Origin of the sequence: Isoptericola sp. NPDC057559 (assembly GCF_042801555.1) — a bacterium.
GTDB lineage: Bacteria > Actinomycetota > Actinomycetes > Actinomycetales > Cellulomonadaceae > Isoptericola.
This window is the reverse complement of record NZ_JBHVFQ010000004.1, coordinates 156,230-175,483: the sequence shown is the minus strand read 5'-3', so window position 1 is coordinate 175,483 and position 19,254 is coordinate 156,230. Positions and strand designations below refer to the sequence as shown.

Below are 19,254 nucleotides of genomic sequence, written 5' to 3'. Positions count from 1 at the left end.
GTGCGGCAGGCTCGGCCTGCCGCACGCCCCCGGCGTCGTCGCGGAACGCTCCGCGTCAGGTCACTCCGCCATCGCGGACAGGTCGCCGTGGCTGCCGACCTTGTGCACCAGGATCGAGTTCGTCGTGCCCGGCACACCCACCGGGGCGCCCGAGACGATCACGACGCGGTCGCCCGGCTCGGCGAGCCCGTTGGCGCGCAGCGTCGAGTCCACCTGGCCGACCATCGCGTCGACGCTGTCGACCTTCGGCACCTGGTACGTGGTGGTGCCCCAGGTGAGCGCGAGCACGCTGCGCACGCTCTCCTCCGGCGTGAACGCGAGCAGCGGGATGCCCGAGCGCAGGCGCGACATGCGCTTGGCCGAGTCGCCCGACTGCGTGAACGTCACGAGGTACTTCACGCCGAGCGTCTCGCCGATCTCGGCGGCCGCGCGGGTGATGACGCCACCGCGGGTGTGCGGCGAGGAGCCCAGGGGGGCGATGCGCTCGCGGCCCATCTCCTCGGTCGCCTCGATGATCCGGGCCATCGTCTGGACCGTGATGATCGGGTAGTCGCCCACGCTGGTCTCGCCCGAGAGCATGACCGCGTCGGCGCCGTCGAGCACAGCGTTGGCGCAGTCGGAGGCCTCGGCGCGCGTCGGCGTCGGGCTGGTGGTCATCGACTCCAGCACCTGCGTGGCGACGATGACCGGCTTCGCGTTCCGACGGGCCAGCTCGACGATGCGCTTCTGCACCAGCGGGACCTGCTCCAGCGGCATCTCCACGGCGAGGTCGCCGCGCGCCACCATGAAGCCGTCGAAGGCCGCGACGACCTCCTCCAGGTTCTCCACCGCCTGCGGCTTCTCGATCTTGGCGACGACGGGGACCGTGCGGCCCTCCTCCGCCATGATCGCCGCGACGTCGTCGTAGTCCTTGGCGGACCGCACGAACGACAGGGCGATGATGTCCGCGCCCATGCGCAGCGCCCAGCGCAGGTCGTCGGTGTCCTTCTCCGACAGCGCCGGCACGGAGACCGCGACGCCGGGGAGGTTGATGCCCTTGTTGTTCGAGACCGGGCCGGCGACCTCGACGGTCGTCACGACGCGCGGGCCCTCGACCGCGGTGACGCGCACGCGCACCTTGCCGTCGTCGATGAGGAGCGGGTCGCCGACGCGGGCGTCGCTCGCCAGGCCCTTGTGGGTCGTCGAGACGAGCTCCTTCGTGCCCTCCACGTCCTCCGTGGTGATGGTGAAGGTGTCGCCCTCGTTGAGGAAGTGCTTCTGGTCGCCCGCGAACCGGCCGAGCCGGATCTTCGGGCCCTGGAGGTCGACGAGGACTGCGACGTTGCGGCCGGACTCCTTCGCCGCCTCTCGTACACCGTGGTAGACGGCCTCGTGCTCCGCCTGCTCCCCGTGGCTCCGGTTGATCCGGGCCACGTCCATGCCCGCGTCGACCAGCTCACGGAGCTTGGTCTTGGACGCCGTCGCGGGTCCGATGGTGCACACGATCTTCGCTCTGCGCATGTCTCCAGCCTCGTCGTCGATCCGCCCCGACGCGAGCCGGGGCGACGCCCGGGTGCCGGTCCGGCACCCGGGTCCTGCTACTTCCTTCTACTTCTTATCCTCGCAGCGCGACCGTCCGCGGGCCCACCGGCGCGGGCAGCTCGCTGCTGCCCTGCAGGTAGGCGTCGACCGCGGCAGCCGTCGCGCGGCCCTCCGCGATCGCCCAGACGATCAGGGACTGACCCCGCCCCGCGTCGCCCGTCGCGTACACGCCGGGCAGGCTCGTGGCGTAGTCGTCGCCGCGCCGGACCAGCCCGCGGGTGGTCAGCTCGGCCCCCGTCTGGGTCACCAGCTCGTCCGTCTCCGGACCGGTGAAGCCCATGGCGATCAGGACCAGGTCGGCCGGGATCTCCCGCTCGGTGCCCGCCTGGGGCACCCGGCGGCCGTCCGGCAGGTACTCCGTCTCCGCGACCCGCAGGGCCCGGACGTTCCCGTCCTCGCCGCCCACGAATTCTACCGTCGAGGCCAGGTAGCTCCGCTCCCCGCCCTCCTCGTGAGACGTGGAGACCTCGAAGAGGATCGGGTCGGTGGGCCACGGCTGGCCCGCCGGGCGCTCCACCGGCGGCTTCTTGCCGATCGCCAGCGTCGTCACGCTCGCGGCGCCCTGGCGCAGCGAGGTGCCGAGGCAGTCCGACCCGGTGTCGCCGCCGCCGATGATGATGACGTGCTTGCCCTCGGCCGACGGCGCGCCCTCGACCGGGTTCCCGGCAGCGGCCTTGTTCGCCGGCGTCAGGAAGTCCATGGCGAAGTGGATGCCCGCCAGGTCGCGGCCCGGCAGCGCCAGGTCGCGCGGCACGGTCGCGCCCGTGGCCACCACGACCGCGTCGAACCGGCGGCGCAGCGCGTCCCAGCTGATGTCGCGGCCGATGGCGACGCCCGGGCGGAACCGCGTGCCCTCGGCCTCCATCTGCTCCAGCCGGCGCTCGATGTGGAGCTTCTCCAGCTTGAAGTCCGGGATGCCGTAGCGCAGCAGGCCGCCGATGGCGTCGTCCCGCTCGTACACGACGACCGTGTGGCCCGCCCGGGTCAGCTGCTGGGCGGCGGCCAGGCCCGCGGGGCCGGAGCCCACCACGGCCACGGTCGAGCCCGTGAGCCGCTGCGGCACCTGGGGCGTGACCAGGCCGCGCGCGAACGCCTCGTCGATGATCGAGACCTCGACGTTCTTGATCGTCACCGCGGGCTGGTTGATGCCGAGCACGCAGCTCGTCTCGCACGGCGCCGGGCAGACGCGGCCGGTGAACTCCGGGAAGTTGTTGGTCGCGTGCAGACGCTCGATCGCGTCGGCCCACTGGTCGCGCCACACGAGGTCGTTCCACTCGGGGATGAGGTTGCCCAGCGGGCAGCCCTGGTGGCAGAACGGGATGCCGCAGTCCATGCAGCGTCCCGCCTGCTCCTTGAGGAACGGCTGGCCCTCCTCGCGGTGGGCGTGCGTGTCCTTCCAGTCACGCAGCCGCACCTCGACCGGGCGGTTCGGCGGGAGCTCGCGCTCCCGCACCTTCAGGAATCCGCGGGGGTCAGCCACGCGCCACCTCCATGATCTGCTCCCACATCGCGGGGTCGAAGTCGTCGCCCTCGCCCAGCGTCTTCCCGGCGGCCTCGGCATCGGCCAGTGCGGCCCGCACGCGGGCCCAGCCCGCGGGCAGCACCCGCGAGAAGCGCGCCCGGGAGCCGGCGTCCTCGAGGAGCTCGGCCGCCACCGGCGAGCCCGTCTCCGCGAGGTGTCGCTCCAGCAGGCCGCGCACGCGGTCCCAGTCCTCGTCCTCGAGCGGGCCCACCTGGAGCTCGCCGCCGGACACGGACTGGGTGTTCATCGCGACGTCGCGCAGGTTGAGCACGTACGCCATGCCGCCCGACATGCCCGCGCCGAAGTTGCGGCCCGTGGGGCCGAGCACCAGCACGGTGCCGCCGGTCATGTACTCGCAGCCGTGGTCGCCCACGCCCTCCACGACCAGCGTGGCGCCGGAGTTGCGCACGCCGAAGCGCTCGCCCACCCGGCCGCGCAGCAGGATCTCGCCCGACGTCGCGCCGTAGCCGATGACGTTGCCCGCCACGACGTTCGCGGCGCCGTCGAGCACGGCCGAGCGGTCCGGGCGCACGACGATCCGGCCGCCCGAGAGGCCCTTCCCGACGTAGTCGTTGGCGTCGCCGAAGAGCCGCAGCGTGACGCCACGGGGAAGGAACGCGCCGAGCGACTGGCCGGCGGAGCCCGTGAGGGTCACGTCGATCGTGTCGTCGGGCAGCCCTGCACCGCGGTACCGCTTGGTCACCTCGTGGCCGAGCATCGTGCCGACCGTGCGGTTGACGTTGCGCACCGGCAGCTCGATCTGCACGGGCAGCGCGTCCTCGAGCGCGGGGCGCGCCTTCTCGACGAGCTGGTTGTCGAGCGCCTTGGCGAGCCCGTGGTCCTGCGTGACCGCCTGGTGCAGCGGGGCACCCTCCGCGGCCGCCGGCGCGGCGAGCACGGGGGCCAGGTCCAGCCCCTCCGCCTTCCAGTGGTCCACGGCCTTGCGGGTGTCGAGGGCGTCGACGTGGCCGACGGCCTCCTCGATCGAGCGGAAGCCGAGCGACGCCAGGTGCTCGCGCACCTCCTGCGCGATGAACTCGAAGAAGTTCACGACGAACTCGGGCTTGCCCGTGAACCGCTTGCGCAGCTCCGGGTTCTGCGTCGCGACGCCCACCGGACAGGTGTCCAGGTGGCAGACGCGCATCATGACGCAGCCCGAGACCACCATCGGGGCCGTCGCGAAGCCGAACTCCTCGGCGCCCAGCAGCGCGGCCACGACGACGTCGCGGCCCGTCTTCATCTGGCCGTCGACCTGCACGACGATGCGGTCGCGCAGGTTGTTGAGCACCAGGGTCTGCTGGGTCTCGGCCAGGCCGATCTCCCACGGCGTGCCCGCGTGCTTGAGCGACGTCAGGGGGCTCGCGCCCGTGCCGCCGTCGTGGCCCGAGATGAGCACGACGTCCGCGTGCGCCTTGGACACGCCCGTGGCCACGGTGCCGACGCCGAACTCGCTGACGAGCTTGACGTGGACGCGCGCGCTCGGGTTCGCGTTCTTGGCGTCGTGGATGAGCTGCGCCAGGTCCTCGATCGAGTAGATGTCGTGGTGCGGCGGGGGCGAGATGAGGCCCACGCCCGGCGTCGAGTGCCGGGTCCGCGCGACCCACGGGTACACCTTGGGCCCGGGCAGCTGGCCGCCCTCGCCGGGCTTGGCGCCCTGCGCGAGCTTGATCTGGATGTCGTCGGCCTGCGTCAGGTACTCGCTCGTGACGCCGAAGCGGCCCGACGCGATCTGCTTGACCCGGGAGCGGCGCTCCGGGTCGTACAGGCGCTCCGGGTCCTCGCCGCCCTCGCCGGTGTTCGACCGGCCGCCGAGGCGGTTCATCGCGATCGCGAGGGTCTCGTGCGCCTCGGCCGAGATGGAGCCGTAGGACATCGCGCCGGTGTTGAACCGCTTGACGATCTCGCTGACCGGCTCGACCTCGTCGATCGGCACCGGCTCGCGGTCGGGGGTGAACCGCAGCAGGCCGCGCAGCGTCATGAGGCGACGGGACTGCTCGTCCACGCGCCGCGTGTACTGGCGGAAGATGTCCATCCGGCCCGTGCGCGTGGCGTGCTGGAGGCGGAAGACCGTCTCCGGGTCGAAGAGGTGCTCCTCGCCGTCCCGGCGCCACTGGTACTCGCCGCCGCTCGTGAGCCGCTGGTGCGGCTTGTGGTTGCCGGACGCCGGGTACGCCTCGGCGTGCCGGGCCGCGACCTCGGCCGCGATGACGTCCAGGCCCACGCCCGCGAGGCGGCTCGTGGTGCCCGTGAAGTAGTCCGCCACCAGCTCGTGCGAGAGCCCGACGGCCTCGAAGATCTGCGCACCGCGGTACGACATGATCGTCGAGATGCCCATCTTGCTCATCACCTTGAGCACGCCCTTGCCGAGCGCCTTGATGAGGTTCGCCACCGACTGCTCGGGCGTGACGTCGAGGTAGCCGCGCAGCGCGAGGTCCTCGACCGTCTCCATCGCGAGGTACGGGTTGACCGCGGCCGCGCCGTACCCGATGAGCAGCGCGACGTGGTGCACCTCGCGCACGTCGCCCGCCTCGACGACGAGCGAGATCCGGGTGCGGGTGCCGCGGCGCAGCAGGTGGTGGTGCACGGCGCTGGTCAGGAGCAGCGACGGGATCGGCGCGAGCTCCGAGTCCGAGTCGCGGTCCGACAGCACGATGTGCGTCACGCCGTCCTCGAGGTCGGCGTCGACCTGCGCGAAGATCTCCTCGAGCCGGGCCTGCAGGGCCCGGCCGCCGCCGGACACCTCGTACAGACCGCGCACGATGCCGGCGCGGAACTCGCCCTCCAGGCGCGGGTCGCGGTCGATGCGCACGATCTTGGCGAGCTCGTCGTTGTCCAGCACCGGGAACGGCAGGTCGAGCTTGCGGGCGTGCTGCGCGACCTCCTCCAGGAGGTTGGGCTCCGGCCCGATGGTGCTGTCGATCGCCGTGACGAGCTGCTCGCGGATCGAGTCCAGCGGCGGGTTCGTCACCTGCGCGAACATCTGCGTGAAGTAGTCGAACAGCAGCCGCGGCCGGCTCGAGAGCACGGCGATGGGAGTGTCCGACCCCATGGCCCCGAGCGGCTCCGCGCCCGTGTCGGCCATCGGCGTCAGGATGATCTTGAGCTCTTCGGTGGTGTACCCGAAGGCGCGCTGACGGCGCTGGACCGACGCCGGCGAGTGCGCGACGTGCTCGCGCTCCGGCAGCGAGTCCAGGGTGATCGTGTTGTCGGCGACCCACTCGGCGTAGGGGCGCTGGCTGGCGAGCTGCGACTTGAGCTCGTCGTCCTCCACGATCCGCCCCTGGGCGGTGTCGACCAGGAACATGCGGCCCGGCTCCAGGCGGCCCTTGCGGACGATGGTCGCCGGGTCGAGGTCCAGGACCCCGGCCTCCGACGCCAGCACGACGAGGCCGTCCTCGGTGACCCAGTAGCGGCCCGGGCGCAGCCCGTTGCGGTCGAGGACCGCGCCGATCAGCGTGCCGTCGGTGAAGGTGAGGCAGGCGGGCCCGTCCCACGGCTCCATGAGGTTCGCGTGGTACTGGTAGAACGCGCGCCGCGCCGGGTCCATCTCGGCGTGGTTCTCCCACGCCTCGGGGACCATCATCAGCACCGCGTGAGGGAGCGAGCGGCCCGAGAGGTGCAGCAGCTCGAGCACCTCGTCGAAGCTCGCCGAGTCGCTCGACCCCTCGGTGCACACCGGCAGCAGCGGGGCGAGGTCGCCCAGCGCCTCGCTGGCCATCGTGCTCTCGCGAGCGGCCATCCAGTTGCGGTTGCCGCGCACCGTGTTGATCTCGCCGTTGTGCGCCACGAGGCGGAACGGCTGGGCCAGCGGCCACGACGGGAACGTGTTCGTCGAGAAGCGCGAGTGCACCAGGGCGATCTCCGACGCGTACCGCGGGTCGGAGAGGTCCGGGAAGAACGGCTCCAGCTGGGCCGTCGTGAGCATGCCCTTGTACGTCAGCGTGCGGCTCGAGAGCGACGCGAGGAACAGGTCCAGCTCGTGCTGCGCCCGCTTGCGCAGGCGGTAGGTGCGCCGGTCGAGCTCGAGGCCCGACAGCTCGCGCGCCGGGTCGGCGACGACGACCTGCCGGAACAGCGGCATGGACGCGCGCGCCGTCGGGCCGACCAGGTCGGCCGTCACGGGCACGTCGCGCCAGGCGAGGACGTCGAGCTTCTCCTCGGCGGCGACGGCCTCGAACCGGCGCGCGACCGCGTCGGCCTCGGCCGCGTCCTGCGGCAGGAACGCCATGCCGATCGCGTAGTGGCCGGCGGGCGGGAGCTCCGCCGCCACCACGTCCCGGACGAAGGCGTCCGGGATCTGCGTGAGGATCCCGGCCCCGTCACCGCTGTTCTCCTCGGCGCCCACCGCCCCGCGGTGGTCGAGGTTCAGCAGGGCGGTCAGGCCCGCGTCCACGATGTCGCGTCCGGGCGTCCCGCGAAGGGTCGCGACGAACGCGACACCGCACGCGTCGTGCTCGGCCGACGGGTCGTAGAGGCCCTGGGCCGAGGGCCGCGCGACCCGATGCTGCGGCGTGGTCATCAACACCGTCCTCCTGCACGCCCGCACGCGGGCGCGTCATGCTCAAAGGTGGTCGGGACATCGTCGGCCCGTCGGAAACATCAGGCGTCCCTCCCCGGGTGGTGCCCCGGGTGGGAGACGCCTCAGGCGCGGTCCGCCGGCCCCTGGTCGGGTCCGGCGGCGTCCGCGTCCGCACGGTGCGGTCCGCTGCCGTTGTCTCGGCCGTCGTCCCGGCCGGGGGCGCCTGCGGCGGCCCCGGCGTGCGCGGTGCTCGTGGTGTCAAGCTCGGTGTCCTGCCGACCGTCCGCCGCGGCCTCGGCCCCGGCGTCGTCGGTGTGCTGCGTGGTGTGCTGCTCCCCCGCGTGCGCGCGCCGCGTGCGGCCCGGCAGCTCGACCCCGTCCTCGCGTCCCGGGTAGCGCCTGCCGATGACGTAGAAGGCGATCAGGGCACCGAGGCCCACGATGATCGACGTCCACACGTTCAGACGCAGCCCGAGCACGTGCTCGGCGGTGTCGATGCGGAGCATCTCGATCCACACCCTGCCGAGAGTGTAGAGCGCGACGTAGGCCCAGAATACCCGCCCATGACCGAGCCTGTACCGGCGGTCGAGCCAGACCAGGAACGCCGCCGCGGCGAGGTTCCAGATCATCTCGTACAGGAACGTCGGGTGGAAGAGCGTCCCCTCGGCGTACGCCGCGCCCGTGGCCGGGTCGACCGGGAGGTACTGCGGGTCGATGCGCAGGCCCCACGGGAGGGTCGTCGGCGCGCCGAAGAGCTCCTGGTTGAACCAGTTGCCGAGGCGCCCGACCGCCTGCGCGACGAGCAGGCCGGGGGCGAGCGCGTCGGCGAACGACGACAGGCGCACGCCCTTGCGGCGGCAGCCGATGTACGCGCCGACGCCGCCGAGCGCGACGGCGCCCCAGATCCCCAGGCCGCCCTCCCACACGTACAGGGCACGCACGGGATCGCCGCCCGGGCCCCAGTAGGGGTCGGGCGTGCTGAACACGTGGTACAGCCGTCCTCCGACGATGCCGAACGGCACCGCCCAGAACGCGATGTCGAGCACGTCGTCCGCGACGCCGCCGCGCGCCACCCAGCGCTTCGTCGTGATCCAGATGGCCACCGCGATCCCCGCGAGGATGGCGAGCGCGTAGGCCCTGATCGGCAGCGGGCCGAGGTACCAGGTGTGCTGCGGCGGGCTCGGGATGGCGGCCTGCACGGCCACCATCGGGGCCGACGCGAGGATCGTGGGGGTCACGGACGCTCCTCCGCGGTCGTGGGGGCAGGTTCCCGGCGCGACCGGCGCACGCCGTCGGCGAGCTCCGCCACCGTGGCGCGCAGGTCGTCGAGCCGCTGCGTCCACGGCCGGTCGGCGAGCAGGGGCCGGACGAGGGCGGAGCCGACGATGACGCCGTCGGCGTACCGACCGACCTCCGCGGCCTGGTCCCCCGTCGAGACGCCGAGGCCGACGCAGACGTTCTCGGCGCCGGCGGCACGGGTGTCCGCGACAAGCTGCTCGGCGCGCGGGCCCACCTGGGTCCGGGCGCCCGTCACGCCCATCGTCGACGCCGCGTACACGAAGCCGCGCGAGGCGCGGGCCGTCAGCGCCAGGCGCTCGGGCGTCGAGCTCGGGGCGACGAGGAAGACCCGGTCGAGGCCGTGGGCCTCCGAGGCCGCGACCCAGTCGGCGCCCTCGTCGGGGATCAGGTCGGGCGTGATGAGCCCGGCGCCGCCGGCGCCCGCGAGGTCACGCGCGAACGCGTCCACCCCGTAGCGCAGCACCGGGTTCCAGTACGTCATCACGAGGGCGGGCACGCGCCCGCCCGAGCTCTCCGCCACGGCCTGCACGACCCGGAAGACGTCGCGCACGCGGGCGCCGCCCGCCAGCGCCGTCTCCGCGGCGCGCTGGATCACGGGCCCGTCCATCACGGGGTCGGTGTACGGGACGCCGATCTCCACGACGTCGACGCCGGCCTCGACCATCGCGAGGACGGCCTCGATCGAGCGGTCCACGTCGGGGAAGCCGACGGGCAGGTAGCCGACGAGGGCCGCGCGGCCGTCGGCGCGCAGGGCTCCCAGCAGCGCGCCCGTGGGCGACACGGCGGTCGGCGCGGCGTCGGTGCTGGTGCTCACTGGTCCCCCTCCGGCGGCTGCGGGGCGTCGGCGTCGGCCTGCTCGTCGAGCAGCCCGAACCAGCGCGCCGCGGTGGCCACGTCCTTGTCGCCGCGGCCCGACAGGTTCACCAGGACGATCTCGTCCGTGCGGCCGGCCTCGGCGGCCGCCTTCCCGACGCGCAGCGCGCCGGCGAGGGCGTGCGCGGACTCGATCGCCGGGATGATCCCCTCGGTGCGGCAGAGGAGGCGGAAGGCCTCCATGGCCTCGTCGTCGGTCACGGGCTCGTAGGTGGCGCGGCCCAGGTCGTGCAGCCAGGAGTGCGCCGGGCCGACGCTCGGGTAGTCCAGGCCGGCCGAGACCGAGTGGCTCGGCAGCGTCTGGCCGTCGTCGTCCTGCAGCAGGTACGAGCGCGCGCCGTGCAGCACGCCCGGGGCGCCGCCGGAGAAGCGCGCGGCGTGCCGTCCGGACTCGACGCCCTCGCCGCCCGCCTCGAAGCCGTAGAGGGCGACGCCCTCGTCGTCGAGGAACGCGTTGAAGATGCCCAGGGCGTTGGAGCCGCCGCCCACGCAGGCCGCCACGACGTCGGGCAGGCGGCCCGCGCGCTCCAGGACCTGCGCGCGCGCCTCCTCGCCGATGATGCGGTGGAACTCGCGCACCATCTCCGGGAACGGGTGCGGCCCCGTGACCGTGCCGAGCAGGTAGTGCGTGGTCTCGACGTTGGCGACCCAGTCGCGCAGCGCCTCGTTGATGGCGTCCTTGAGCGTGCGCGAGCCGATCCTCACCGGGATCACCTCGGCACCGAGCAGGCGCATCCGGGCCACGTTCAGCGCCTGGCGACGCGTGTCCTCCTCGCCCATGTACACGACGCACTCGAGGTCGAGCAGGGCGGCGGCGGTGGCCGTCGCGACACCGTGCTGGCCGGCGCCGGTCTCCGCGATGACGCGGGTCTTGCCCATCCGCTTCACCAGCAGGGCCTGGCCGAGCACGTTGTTGATCTTGTGCGACCCGGTGTGGTTGAGGTCCTCGCGCTTGAGGAAGACCCGCTGCCCGCCGGCGTGCTCCGCGAAGCGGGGCACCTCCGTGAGCGGCGACGGGCGGCCGGTGTAGTCCCGGTGCAGCCGCGCCAGCTCGTCGGTGAACGCCGGGTCGCCCAGCGCCTTGCGGTACTCCGTCTCGAGCTCGTCGAGCGCGGCGATCAGGGCCTCGGGCACGAAACGGCCGCCGAACTGCCCGAAGTACGGGCCCTCGACGTCCGCGAGCCGCCCGAGCACCTGGTGCGCCAGGTTCTCGGTCAGCGCATCCCGTACGGGCTGGTCGGGCACGGGTCCTCCGTCTCTCGTCGTCACCGCTCGGCGGTGCGGCCTGCGGGTCTGCATGAAGGGTCGTCCGAGGGTACCGGTCGTCCGGCCCTCGGCGGTGCGGCGTCCTGCGGCCACCGGCCCGGCCCGCCGCGGGGCCGTCCGGTCGGACGTTACGGCTGGGCCGCCGGGCGGACCGACCACAGGGCCGGGTGCTGCCCGGCCGCGACCAGGTCGGCGACGGAGCGGCGCGGCGCGCCGTCGGTCACGAGCGCCTCCCCGACGAGCACCGCGTGCGCGCCCGAGCGGGCGTAGTCGAGCACGTCGTGCGGGCCGCGCACGCCGGACTCGGCGACGCGCACGACGTCGTCCGGGATGAGGGGGGCGAGCCGCGCGAAGGTCGTGCGGTCCACCTCGAGGGTCTTCAGGTCGCGGGCGTTGACGCCGACGACGCGGGCGCCGGCGTCCAGCGCGCGCCGCACCTCGTCGGCCGTGTGGGCCTCGACCAGCGCCGTCATGCCTAGCGAGTGCACCCGTTCGATGAGGGAGGTCAGCACGGTCTGCTCGAGGGCCGCGACGATGAGCAGGACCAGGTCCGCCCCGTGCGCGCGAGCCTCCCAGACCTGGTACGGCGTGACGACGAAGTCCTTGCGCAGCACCGGCACGTCGACCCTGGCGCGCACGGCGTCCAGGTCCGCGAGGCTGCCGCCGAACCGTCGCTGCTCCGTGAGCACCGAGATCGCGCTCGCGCCGCCGCGGGCGTACTCCTCGGCGAGGGCCGCCGGGTCGGAGATCGGTGCCAGGTCGCCCTTGCTGGGGCTGGAGCGCTTCACCTCGGCGATCACGGCGACGCGATCCTCCGAGAGCAGGCGCCCGCAGCACTCGAGCGCGCCCGGCACGCGGGCCGCACGCTCCTTGAGCTCGTCGAGCGACGTGCGCGCCTGGCGCAGCGCGAGGTCCTCGCGGACCCCCGCGACGATGTCCTCCAGGACCGTCATGGTCTGCCTCCCCCGTGCCCGTGACGCCGCACCGACGCCCTGCCAGCCATCGTAGGCCTGTCCGCGGGACGCCCTTGACACGTCTCCGACCGTGAGACGACGACGGCGCGCCCCTCCCGCAGGAGGGACGCGCCGTCGTGAGGTCGGTGCGCGGGCGTCAGTGGCCCGACGGCGCCTTGCGCGGCGTCACGCCCGGCTTCGCCTGGCCGAAGCCCATGCCGCGCAGCACGGCGCCGAGGACGAGCGAGCCGGCGACGATCACGGCGCCCACCCAGACCACCGCGTCCGGGACGTCGGGGAGCATCCCGACGGCGCCGACGGCCACGCCCAGCATGATGCCGATCATCGCCGTCCACGCGGCGGTCGTGTGGCCGTGGTTCGTGGGCGGGACGGCCGGGGGCAGGTAGGCGACCTCGGCGTTGCGGTTGTCGGTCATTGGAATGTGATGCCCTTTCGTGACGTGGTGCGCGGCCCAGCCTAGCGGTCCGCGGACGGGTCCGTACCCCGGGAGAGCGCGTCCCAGGCGTCGTGCGGGTCGTGCTGACCAGCGTCGTCGGCCTGGGCCGCCGCCGCGGGACGGTCGCCGCCGGCCGGGGCCGGGGAGGCCTCGTCGCCCGTCGACGGGTCCGCGGACGCGCGCTCGTGCCGCCCGGAGGTCGTGCCCCAGCCCGGCGAGCCCGCCGCGGCGAGTACCGCGACGGCCACGGCCAGGACGCCCAGCACCACCGTGAGCCACGGCCACACCGCCACCGCGACCGGCGAGGTGAGGTCCGTCACCCCCGCGGTGTCCGACGCGCCGGACGTCGCCGCCGGCACCGGGTCGAGCAGCACGGCCAGCGCCGACGCGGCCGCCAGCGCGCCCGCGAGCGCCACCACGACCAGCGCGACCCACCGCGCCACCCGGCCCGCGATGGCCAGCGCGACGCCGCCGGCGACCACGACGAGCGCCGCGGCGGCGACCGCGGGCGCGGCGGTGGTGCCCGGCACGGCGACGTCCACCGTCGGCTCGAGCGCCGTCGAGACCGTCGTGCTCACCCAGGTGGGCGACGCCGTCGCGAGCGTGAGCCCGCCCACCGCGACCACCGACCACACGGCGCGCGAGCGCGCGCGCAGGGGCCCGCGACCCGGCCCGCGGTCCGGCGCCCGCCCGGCGTCGCCGTCGTGCGTGATCCCCGCTGCCTCGTCCATCAGTCCTGCCCGTCCGTCCTGCCCGTCGGTGCCCGCGGCACCGGTCGTCCCCACGGCCCTGCTCGAACCCGCTGCCCTGCTCGAACCCACTGCTCAGAGCGCCCGGAACCGCGCGGCCAGCTGCACCGCGCGCACCGCCGCGGCCGCCTTGTTGCGCGACTCCTCGTACTCGAGCGCGGGCACGGAGTCGGCGACGATCCCGCCGCCGGCCTGCACCCACGCCCGGCCGTCGCGGATGCACGCCGTGCGGATCGCGATGGCCATGTCCATGTTCCCGCCGAAGTCGAAGTAGCCGACCGTGCCGCCGTAGATCCCGCGCGACGCCGGCTCGAGCTCGTCGATGAGGGCGATCGCCCGCGGCTTCGGCGCCCCGGAGAGGGTGCCGGCCGGGAAGGTCGCGCGCAGCGTGTCGAGCGCCGTCGCGCCCGCCCGCAGGCGGCCGACCACGGTGGAGCACAGGTGCATGATGTGGCTGAAGCGGCGGGTGGCCATGAACTCGACCACCTCGACCGACGTCGGCTCGCAGACCTTGACCAGGTCGTTGCGCGAGAGGTCGACGAGCATGAGGTGCTCGGCACGCTCCTTGGGGTCGGCGAGCAGCTCCTCCCCGAGGGCGACGTCCTCCTCCACGGTGGCCCCCCGCGGGCGCGAGCCCGCGATGGGGTAGGTCGTGACGTGGCCGTCGGTCACCTTCACGAGCGTCTCGGGGCTGGAGCCGACGACGGAGAACTCCCGCCCGTCGGGCCCGGTGAGGCGGAAGTAGTACATGTACGGGCTCGGGTTGATGGTGCGCAGCGCCCGGTAGACGTCCAGCGGCGCGGCGGGGCAGTCCAGGCCGAGGCGCTGGGACAGCACCACCTGGAACACCTCGCCGTCACGGATCGCCTCCTGGCCGGCCCGCACGGCGGACTCGAACTCGTCGCGCGTGGAGCGGAACTCCAGCGCCGGCTCGGTCACCTCGTCCGGCCCGCGCAGCACGGTGGGCACCGCGGGGGCCGGCGCGGCGAGGCGCGCCTGCATCGCGTCCAGGCGGGCGACGGCGTCGGCGTGCGCCTCGTCGACGCGCTCGTCGGTGCCGTCCCCGTTGATCGCGTTGGCGATGAGCCAGGCCGTGCCGGAGTGGTGGTCGATCGCCACGAGGTCGGTCGCGAGGCTCAGCGCCACCTCCGGCACCCCGAGCTCGTCCGGGGCGGTCGCCGGCAGCGTCGGCTCCCAGTGCCGCACGACGTCCCACCCGAGGGCACCCGTCAGCCCGCCGGTCAGGGGCGGCAGCCCCTCGACGGGGGGCGTGCGCAGCGCCACGAGCGCGGCGCCGAGCACGTCGACGACGTCGCCCTCGACGGGGATGCCGGCCGGCACGTCACCGTGCCACACGGCCCGCCCGCCGTCGGACGTCAGGGTGGCGCGCGAGTCGACGCCGACGAACGACCACTGCGACCAGCCGCCCGCCGACTCGGCGGACTCGAGCACGAACGTGCCGGGGCGGTCCTGCGCCAGGGTGCGGTACACGCCGACCGGGGTGACGTCGTCGGCCAGCACGCGGCGCACCACGGGGACGACGCGGCGGTCGGCGGCCAGGGCCCGGAACGTCTCGAGACCCGGCCACGTCGTGCCCCACGCCAGGTCCTCCGCCGAGGGGCCCGCGACCGGGCTCCGGGTCGGCGCCGGCCGGGAGGCGGGCGCGGGGGCGGCGGGTGTGACGGCGGGGGTGGTCACCGGTCCTCCTGCGTGTCGTCGGGACGGGTCGTGGTGTCGGTCGTGGTGGTGGTCGTGGAAGCCTGCGTGACGGCGTCGGGGCCGACCACGGCGCCCAGGTCGCCGCCCGCCTCGAAGCAGGTGCGGGCGCCGGTGTGGCACGCGGCGCCGATCTGGTGCACGCGCACGAGCAGGGCGTCGCCGTCGCAGTCCAGCGCGACGGAGCGCACGAGCTGGGCGTGCCCGGACGTGTCTCCCTTGCGCCAGTACTCCTGGCGTGACCTGCTCCAGAACGTCACCCGGCCCTCGGTGAGGGTGCGGCGCACGGCCTCGTCGTCCATCCAGCCGAGCATGAGCACCTCGCCCGAGTCGTGCTGCTGCACGATCGCGGCGACGAGGCCGTGCTCGTCGCGCTTGAGCCGGGCCGCGATCGCGGGGTCGAGGGAGGCGTCGAGGGGTGCACCGGGGAGTGCGGGCGTGGTCACCCGAGCATCTTGACACGTCCGCGGGGCCCCTCGGAGCGGGGTCCGTGCGCGGACGGGGCCGAGCGGGGCCGGGCGGCTCCCGGCGCGGGCCGGGGGCCGCCTCCTCAGCGCGTCTGCGCCACCCAGCTCGCGTGCATCCGGGCGTACACGCCGCCGGCCGCGGCGAGCTCGGCGTGCCCGCCCACCTCGACCACCCGGCCCTCGTCGACCACGACGACGACGTCGCTCGCCTCCGCCGTCGAGAGGCGGTGCGCGATCGTCAGCGTGGAACGGCCCGAGGTGAGCGAGTCGAGCGCCCGGGCGATCCGGACCTCGGCGGCCGGGTCGACGGCCGACGTCGCCTCGTCCAGCACCAGCAGGTCCGGCGCCGCGAGGTAGGCCCGGGCGATCGCGACCAGCTGCCGCTCCCCCGCGCTGAGCGCCTCGCCGCGCTGCCCGACCGGCGTCGCCAGGCCCTGCGGAAGGCCCGCCACCCAGTCCGCGAGGCCGAGGGCGCCGACCGCCTCGGCGACGCGGGCCGCCACGGCGTCCTCGTGCGCGCCCGTCCCGGCGCCCCCGGCCCCGCGGTCGTCGTCCCGCAGCCCGTAGGCGACGTTCTCGGCGACCGTGCCGTCGAAGAGGAAGCCCTCCTGCGGCACCAGGACCACCCGCTCGCGCAGGGACCCGAGGGTGAGGCGACGCAGGTCGACGCCGTCGAGCAGCACCTGGCCCTCGGTGGGGTCCATGAGCCGGGTGACGAGCTTGGCGACGGTCGTCTTGCCCGAGCCCGTCTTCCCGACGACGGCGACCTTGCGCCGTGCGGGGAGCTCGAGGTCCACCCCGTGCAGCACGTCCGGGCCGTCCGGGTAGGCGAAGCGCACCCCGCGCAGCGTGACGGCCGCCGGGCCCCGCGGGCTGGGCACCGCGTCGGCGGACTCGGCCACGTCGACCGGCGTCTCCAGCACGGCGAGCACGCGCCGCCATCCGGCCACCGCGTTCTGCAGCTCGTTGAGGATCTCGGTGGCCTGCTGCACGGGCCCGGTGAACAGCTGCACCAGGAACAGGAACGCGACCACCTGGCCCGCCGTGAGGCCGCCGCCCACTCCGAGGAGGGTGCCGACCACGACCACGACGGCAAGCACCAGGTTGGCGACCAGGACGCCGCTGGAGAACACGGACGACACCAGGAGCTGCGCGCGCGCCTGCGTGGCCCGGGTCTCCTCGATCGCCGCGTCCACGCGCCGACCCGTGCGCCGGGCGACGCCGTAGGCGCGCACCGTCTCGGCGCCCACGACCGCCTCCGAGATCGCCCCGAGCATCGCCCCGACGGCCTGGCGCACCGCCGCGTAGGCCCGGTTGACGGACCCCTGCGCGCGGCGCAGCACGAGGAACAGCGGCACGAAGCACGCCCACACGACGAGGGTGAGCTGCCAGGAGTACACGGCCATGAGCGCCGTGGCGACCAGCACCTGCAGCGTGGAGACGAGGAGCTGGATGCCGCCCCACTGGACGAACAGGGAGATCGTGTCGACGTCGGACGTCACCCGGGACACCAGCGCCCCGCGCCGCTCGGTGCCCTGCGCCAGCGTGGACAGGTCGTGCACGTGCCGGAACGCCTGCACGCGCAGCGCGGCCAGGCCGGCCTCCGTGCGGCGGAACAGCCGCACGTTCACCACGGCGGTGCACAGGCCCGCCACCACGACGGCGCCCGCGGCCAGCCCCGTCAGCAGCGCGACGCGGCCGGCGTCGGGGCCGCCGGCGGCGAGGATCCCGTCGTCGATCGTCCGCTGGACCGCGACGGGCACGACCACGCGCCCCGCGGCGGCGAGCACCGCGAGCGCCAGCGTGACCCACAGGCCGTCGACGATCTGCGGCGAGATCTGCACGCCCCGGCGCAGGGTGGCGAGCACCCCCAGCTCGCTGGCGGCGGCGATGCGCGACTCGCTCACGCGGCCCCCTCCTCGGTCGGGTCGGTGCCGTCCACGGACTCCCCGGCGGCACGCTCGTCGGCGACCTCCCGGGCCCGCCGCGCGGTCTCGCGCTCGTACGCGGTGGCCAGCGCGCGGTAGCCCGGGTCGCGGGCCAGCAGCGCGTCGTGGGGGCCGACGTCGACGACGCGCCCGCCCTCCACGTGCACCACGACGTCGGCCAGCGCGACCGACGACATCCGGTAGGCGACCATCACGACGGTCGTGGCCCGCGTGCCGCCGCCGGCGCGCGCGGCCGACAGGGAACCGAGGATCTCGGACTCGACGCGCGGGTCGACGGCGGAGGTGGCGTCGTCGAGCACGAGCAGCCGCGGCCGGCGCACGAGGGCGCGGGCGATGGCGAGCCGCTGCCGCTGGCCGCCGGACAGGTTGGCGCCGCGCTCCCCGAGGGGCGCGTCGAGGCCGCCCGGGAGGGCGCGCACGACGTCGTCCACCCGGGCGGTCCGCAGCGCGTCCCAGACCGCCGCGTCGTCGGGCGCCCCGGCGTCACCGGGGTCGGCGAGCGTGACGTTCGCGCGCACCGTGTCCTCGAAGACGAAGGTCTGCTGCGTCACGAGGGCGACCTGCGCGGGGACCTCCCCCGGCGCCAGGTCGCGCAGGTCGGCGCCGTCGAGCAGCACCCGGCCGCGCGTGGGGTCGCTGAGGCGGGCCAGCAGCGAGACCAGCGTCGTCTTGCCCGCGCCCGTGCTGCCCACCAGCGCGACGGTGGCGCCCGGCGCGACCTCCAGGTCGACGCCGTCGAGCAGGGTGGCCGTGGTCCCCGCCGCGGGGACGTCCACGCCCACGCCGTCGAGCCGCACCCCGAGGCCGCCGGCCGCCCGGGGCAGGGCGCGCTCCCCCGCCACGAGGGTGACCGGGGCGTCGAGCACGCCGGCGATCCGGTCGTAGCCCACCAGCGCGCGCGGCAGCTCGCCGAGCACCCAGCCGAACGCGCGCACCGGCACCGCCATGACGGTCAGCAGGTAGGCGGCGGTGACGACGTCGCCGGTGTCGACGGCCCCGACGGACGCGCGCCACGTGCCGACGCCGAGCACCACGAGCGTGCCGAGGGACGGCAGCAGCTCGATGGCCGGGTCGAACACCGCGCGCACCGTGCCCACGCGGACGTTGGCGGCCCGCAGCGCGTCGGTACGCTCCGCGAACCGGGCCTCCTCGCGGTCGGCGGTGCCGAGCGACTTGACCAGGAGCGCGCCCTCGAACGACTCGTGCGCGACGTCGGCCACCTCGGCGCGCAGCTGCTGCGCGCGGGTCACGGCCGGCGTCATGTGCCGCTGGAACACGACGTTCGCCGCGACGGCGGCGGGGACCACCAGGAGCGCCGCGACCGCCAGCCACACGTCCACCGCCAGGAGCATCCCCGTGGCGACGGCGATCATGACCACGACGCCGAGCGCGAAGGGCAGCGGGTTGAACACGCCGGTCGCGGCCTCGACGTCGGCGCTCGCCGCCGACAGCAGGCGGCCCGCCGGGTGCGACCGGTGCCAGGACACGGGCAGCCGCAGGTACTGGCCGGACAGCCCGCGCCGGTGGTGCGCCTGGATCGCCGCGAACCCGTAGCCCGCCCAGATGCGGCGCCCCGCCACGCCGAGGGCGAGGGTCAGCGCGACGGCCGCGAGCACGAGCCCGGCCACCCAGATCCGTCCCTGCGCGGCCTGGTCCCCCGCGATGGCGGGCACCACGACCGCGTCGGTGGCCCAGCCGACCGCGCGGCTGACCGCCACGGTCGCCGCGCCGAACACCGCGGAGGCACCCACGGCCAGGACGTACAGGCGCGGCTCGGAGCGCATGCCCCGCCAGACGAGGGTCGCCGAGCGGCGCAGCCGGGACCCGGAGAGCGTGAGCCCCGCGGCGCGGCCCGCGCCCGCGGCCCCGCCCCCCGGGGTGGGACTGCCGCTCATCGACAGCC

General features: G+C 74.8%; 13 protein-coding genes. All 13 read right to left on the bottom strand.

The features are described 5' to 3' along the window. Positions 1 to 60: 60 nt before the first annotated feature. Positions 61 to 1,500 (bottom strand): pyruvate kinase, encoded by a 1,440-nt coding sequence (gene pyk / locus ACFU5J_RS06855; protein WP_430575524.1) that lies wholly within the window; start codon positions 1,498 to 1,500, stop codon positions 61 to 63. 94 nt (positions 1,501 to 1,594) lie between these two features. Next, entirely contained in the window at positions 1,595 to 3,061 is a 1,467-nt protein-coding gene (locus ACFU5J_RS06850) for a glutamate synthase subunit beta (RefSeq protein ID WP_430575523.1), read from the bottom strand. After that, positions 3,054 to 7,622 (bottom strand): glutamate synthase large subunit, encoded by a 4,569-nt coding sequence (gltB, locus tag ACFU5J_RS06845; RefSeq protein ID WP_430578215.1) that lies wholly within the window; start codon positions 7,620 to 7,622, stop codon positions 3,054 to 3,056. Before gltB ends, ACFU5J_RS06850 begins: the two co-directional genes overlap by 8 nt. Positions 7,623 to 7,744: 122 nt before the next feature. Continuing rightward, positions 7,745 to 8,830, bottom strand: coding sequence for a prolipoprotein diacylglyceryl transferase (lgt, locus tag ACFU5J_RS06840; RefSeq protein WP_430578238.1), 1,086 nt, complete (start codon positions 8,828 to 8,830; stop codon positions 7,745 to 7,747). Positions 8,831 to 8,856: 26 nt separating this feature from the next. Continuing rightward, positions 8,857 to 9,735 carry a tryptophan synthase subunit alpha gene (gene trpA / locus ACFU5J_RS06835; protein ID WP_430578214.1) on the bottom strand — a complete coding sequence of 293 codons (879 nt, stop codon included), beginning with the start codon at positions 9,733 to 9,735 and terminating at the stop codon, positions 8,857 to 8,859. Then, positions 9,732 to 11,039: a tryptophan synthase subunit beta gene (gene trpB / locus ACFU5J_RS06830; RefSeq protein WP_430578213.1), complete on the bottom strand. Its 1,308-nt coding sequence runs from the start codon at positions 11,037 to 11,039 to the stop codon at positions 9,732 to 9,734. Before trpB ends, trpA begins: the two co-directional genes overlap by 4 nt. A gap of 149 nt (positions 11,040 to 11,188) precedes the next feature. Beyond that, positions 11,189 to 12,013, bottom strand: coding sequence for an indole-3-glycerol phosphate synthase TrpC (gene trpC / locus ACFU5J_RS06825; RefSeq protein WP_430575519.1), 825 nt, complete (start codon positions 12,011 to 12,013; stop codon positions 11,189 to 11,191). Between the two features lie 157 nt (positions 12,014 to 12,170). Further along, positions 12,171 to 12,449, bottom strand: coding sequence for an HGxxPAAW family protein (locus tag ACFU5J_RS06820; RefSeq protein WP_430575518.1), 279 nt, complete (start codon positions 12,447 to 12,449; stop codon positions 12,171 to 12,173). Between the two features lie 41 nt (positions 12,450 to 12,490). Further along, positions 12,491 to 13,201, bottom strand: a complete 711-nt coding sequence (locus ACFU5J_RS06815) for a Trp biosynthesis-associated membrane protein (protein ID WP_430578212.1) — start codon at positions 13,199 to 13,201, stop codon at positions 12,491 to 12,493. A gap of 93 nt (positions 13,202 to 13,294) precedes the next feature. Continuing rightward, positions 13,295 to 14,824 carry an anthranilate synthase component I gene (locus ACFU5J_RS06810; RefSeq protein ID WP_430578237.1) on the bottom strand — a complete coding sequence of 510 codons (1,530 nt, stop codon included), beginning with the start codon at positions 14,822 to 14,824 and terminating at the stop codon, positions 13,295 to 13,297. Positions 14,825 to 14,913: 89 nt separating this feature from the next. Next, the gene (gene hisI, locus ACFU5J_RS06805; RefSeq protein WP_430578211.1) at positions 14,914 to 15,381 is read right to left on the bottom strand and encodes a phosphoribosyl-AMP cyclohydrolase; all 468 of its coding nucleotides are present in this window, start codon (positions 15,379 to 15,381) and stop codon (positions 14,914 to 14,916) included. A 104-nt stretch (positions 15,382 to 15,485) separates the two neighbouring features. Beyond that, complete coding sequence (locus ACFU5J_RS06800; RefSeq protein WP_430578210.1) at positions 15,486 to 17,309, bottom strand: ABC transporter ATP-binding protein; 1,824 nt, start codon at positions 17,307 to 17,309, stop codon at positions 15,486 to 15,488. Beyond that, entirely contained in the window at positions 17,306 to 19,246 is a 1,941-nt protein-coding gene (locus tag ACFU5J_RS06795) for an ABC transporter ATP-binding protein (protein ID WP_430578209.1), read from the bottom strand. The genes ACFU5J_RS06800 and ACFU5J_RS06795 overlap by 4 nt, the downstream gene beginning before the upstream one ends. Positions 19,247 to 19,254: the final 8 nt, after the last annotated feature.

Bases quoted from the DNA above. Each gene is read 5' to 3' on its own strand.
- pyk (WP_430575524.1), bottom strand. From the start codon at position 1,500: ATGCGCAGAGCGAAGATCGTGTGCACCATCGGACCCGCGACGGCGTCC.
- gltB (WP_430578215.1), bottom strand. From the start codon at position 7,622: ATGACCACGCCGCAGCATCGGGTCGCGCGGCCCTCGGCCCAGGGCCTC.
- lgt (WP_430578238.1), bottom strand. From the start codon at position 8,830: ATGGTGGCCGTGCAGGCCGCCATCCCGAGCCCGCCGCAGCACACCTGG.
- trpC (WP_430575519.1), bottom strand. From the start codon at position 12,013: ATGACGGTCCTGGAGGACATCGTCGCGGGGGTCCGCGAGGACCTCGCG.
- ACFU5J_RS06820 (WP_430575518.1), bottom strand. From the start codon at position 12,449: ATGACCGACAACCGCAACGCCGAGGTCGCCTACCTGCCCCCGGCCGTC.
- ACFU5J_RS06815 (WP_430578212.1), bottom strand. From the start codon at position 13,201: ATGGACGAGGCAGCGGGGATCACGCACGACGGCGACGCCGGGCGGGCG.
- ACFU5J_RS06795 (WP_430578209.1), bottom strand. From the start codon at position 19,246: ATGAGCGGCAGTCCCACCCCGGGGGGCGGGGCCGCGGGCGCGGGCCGC.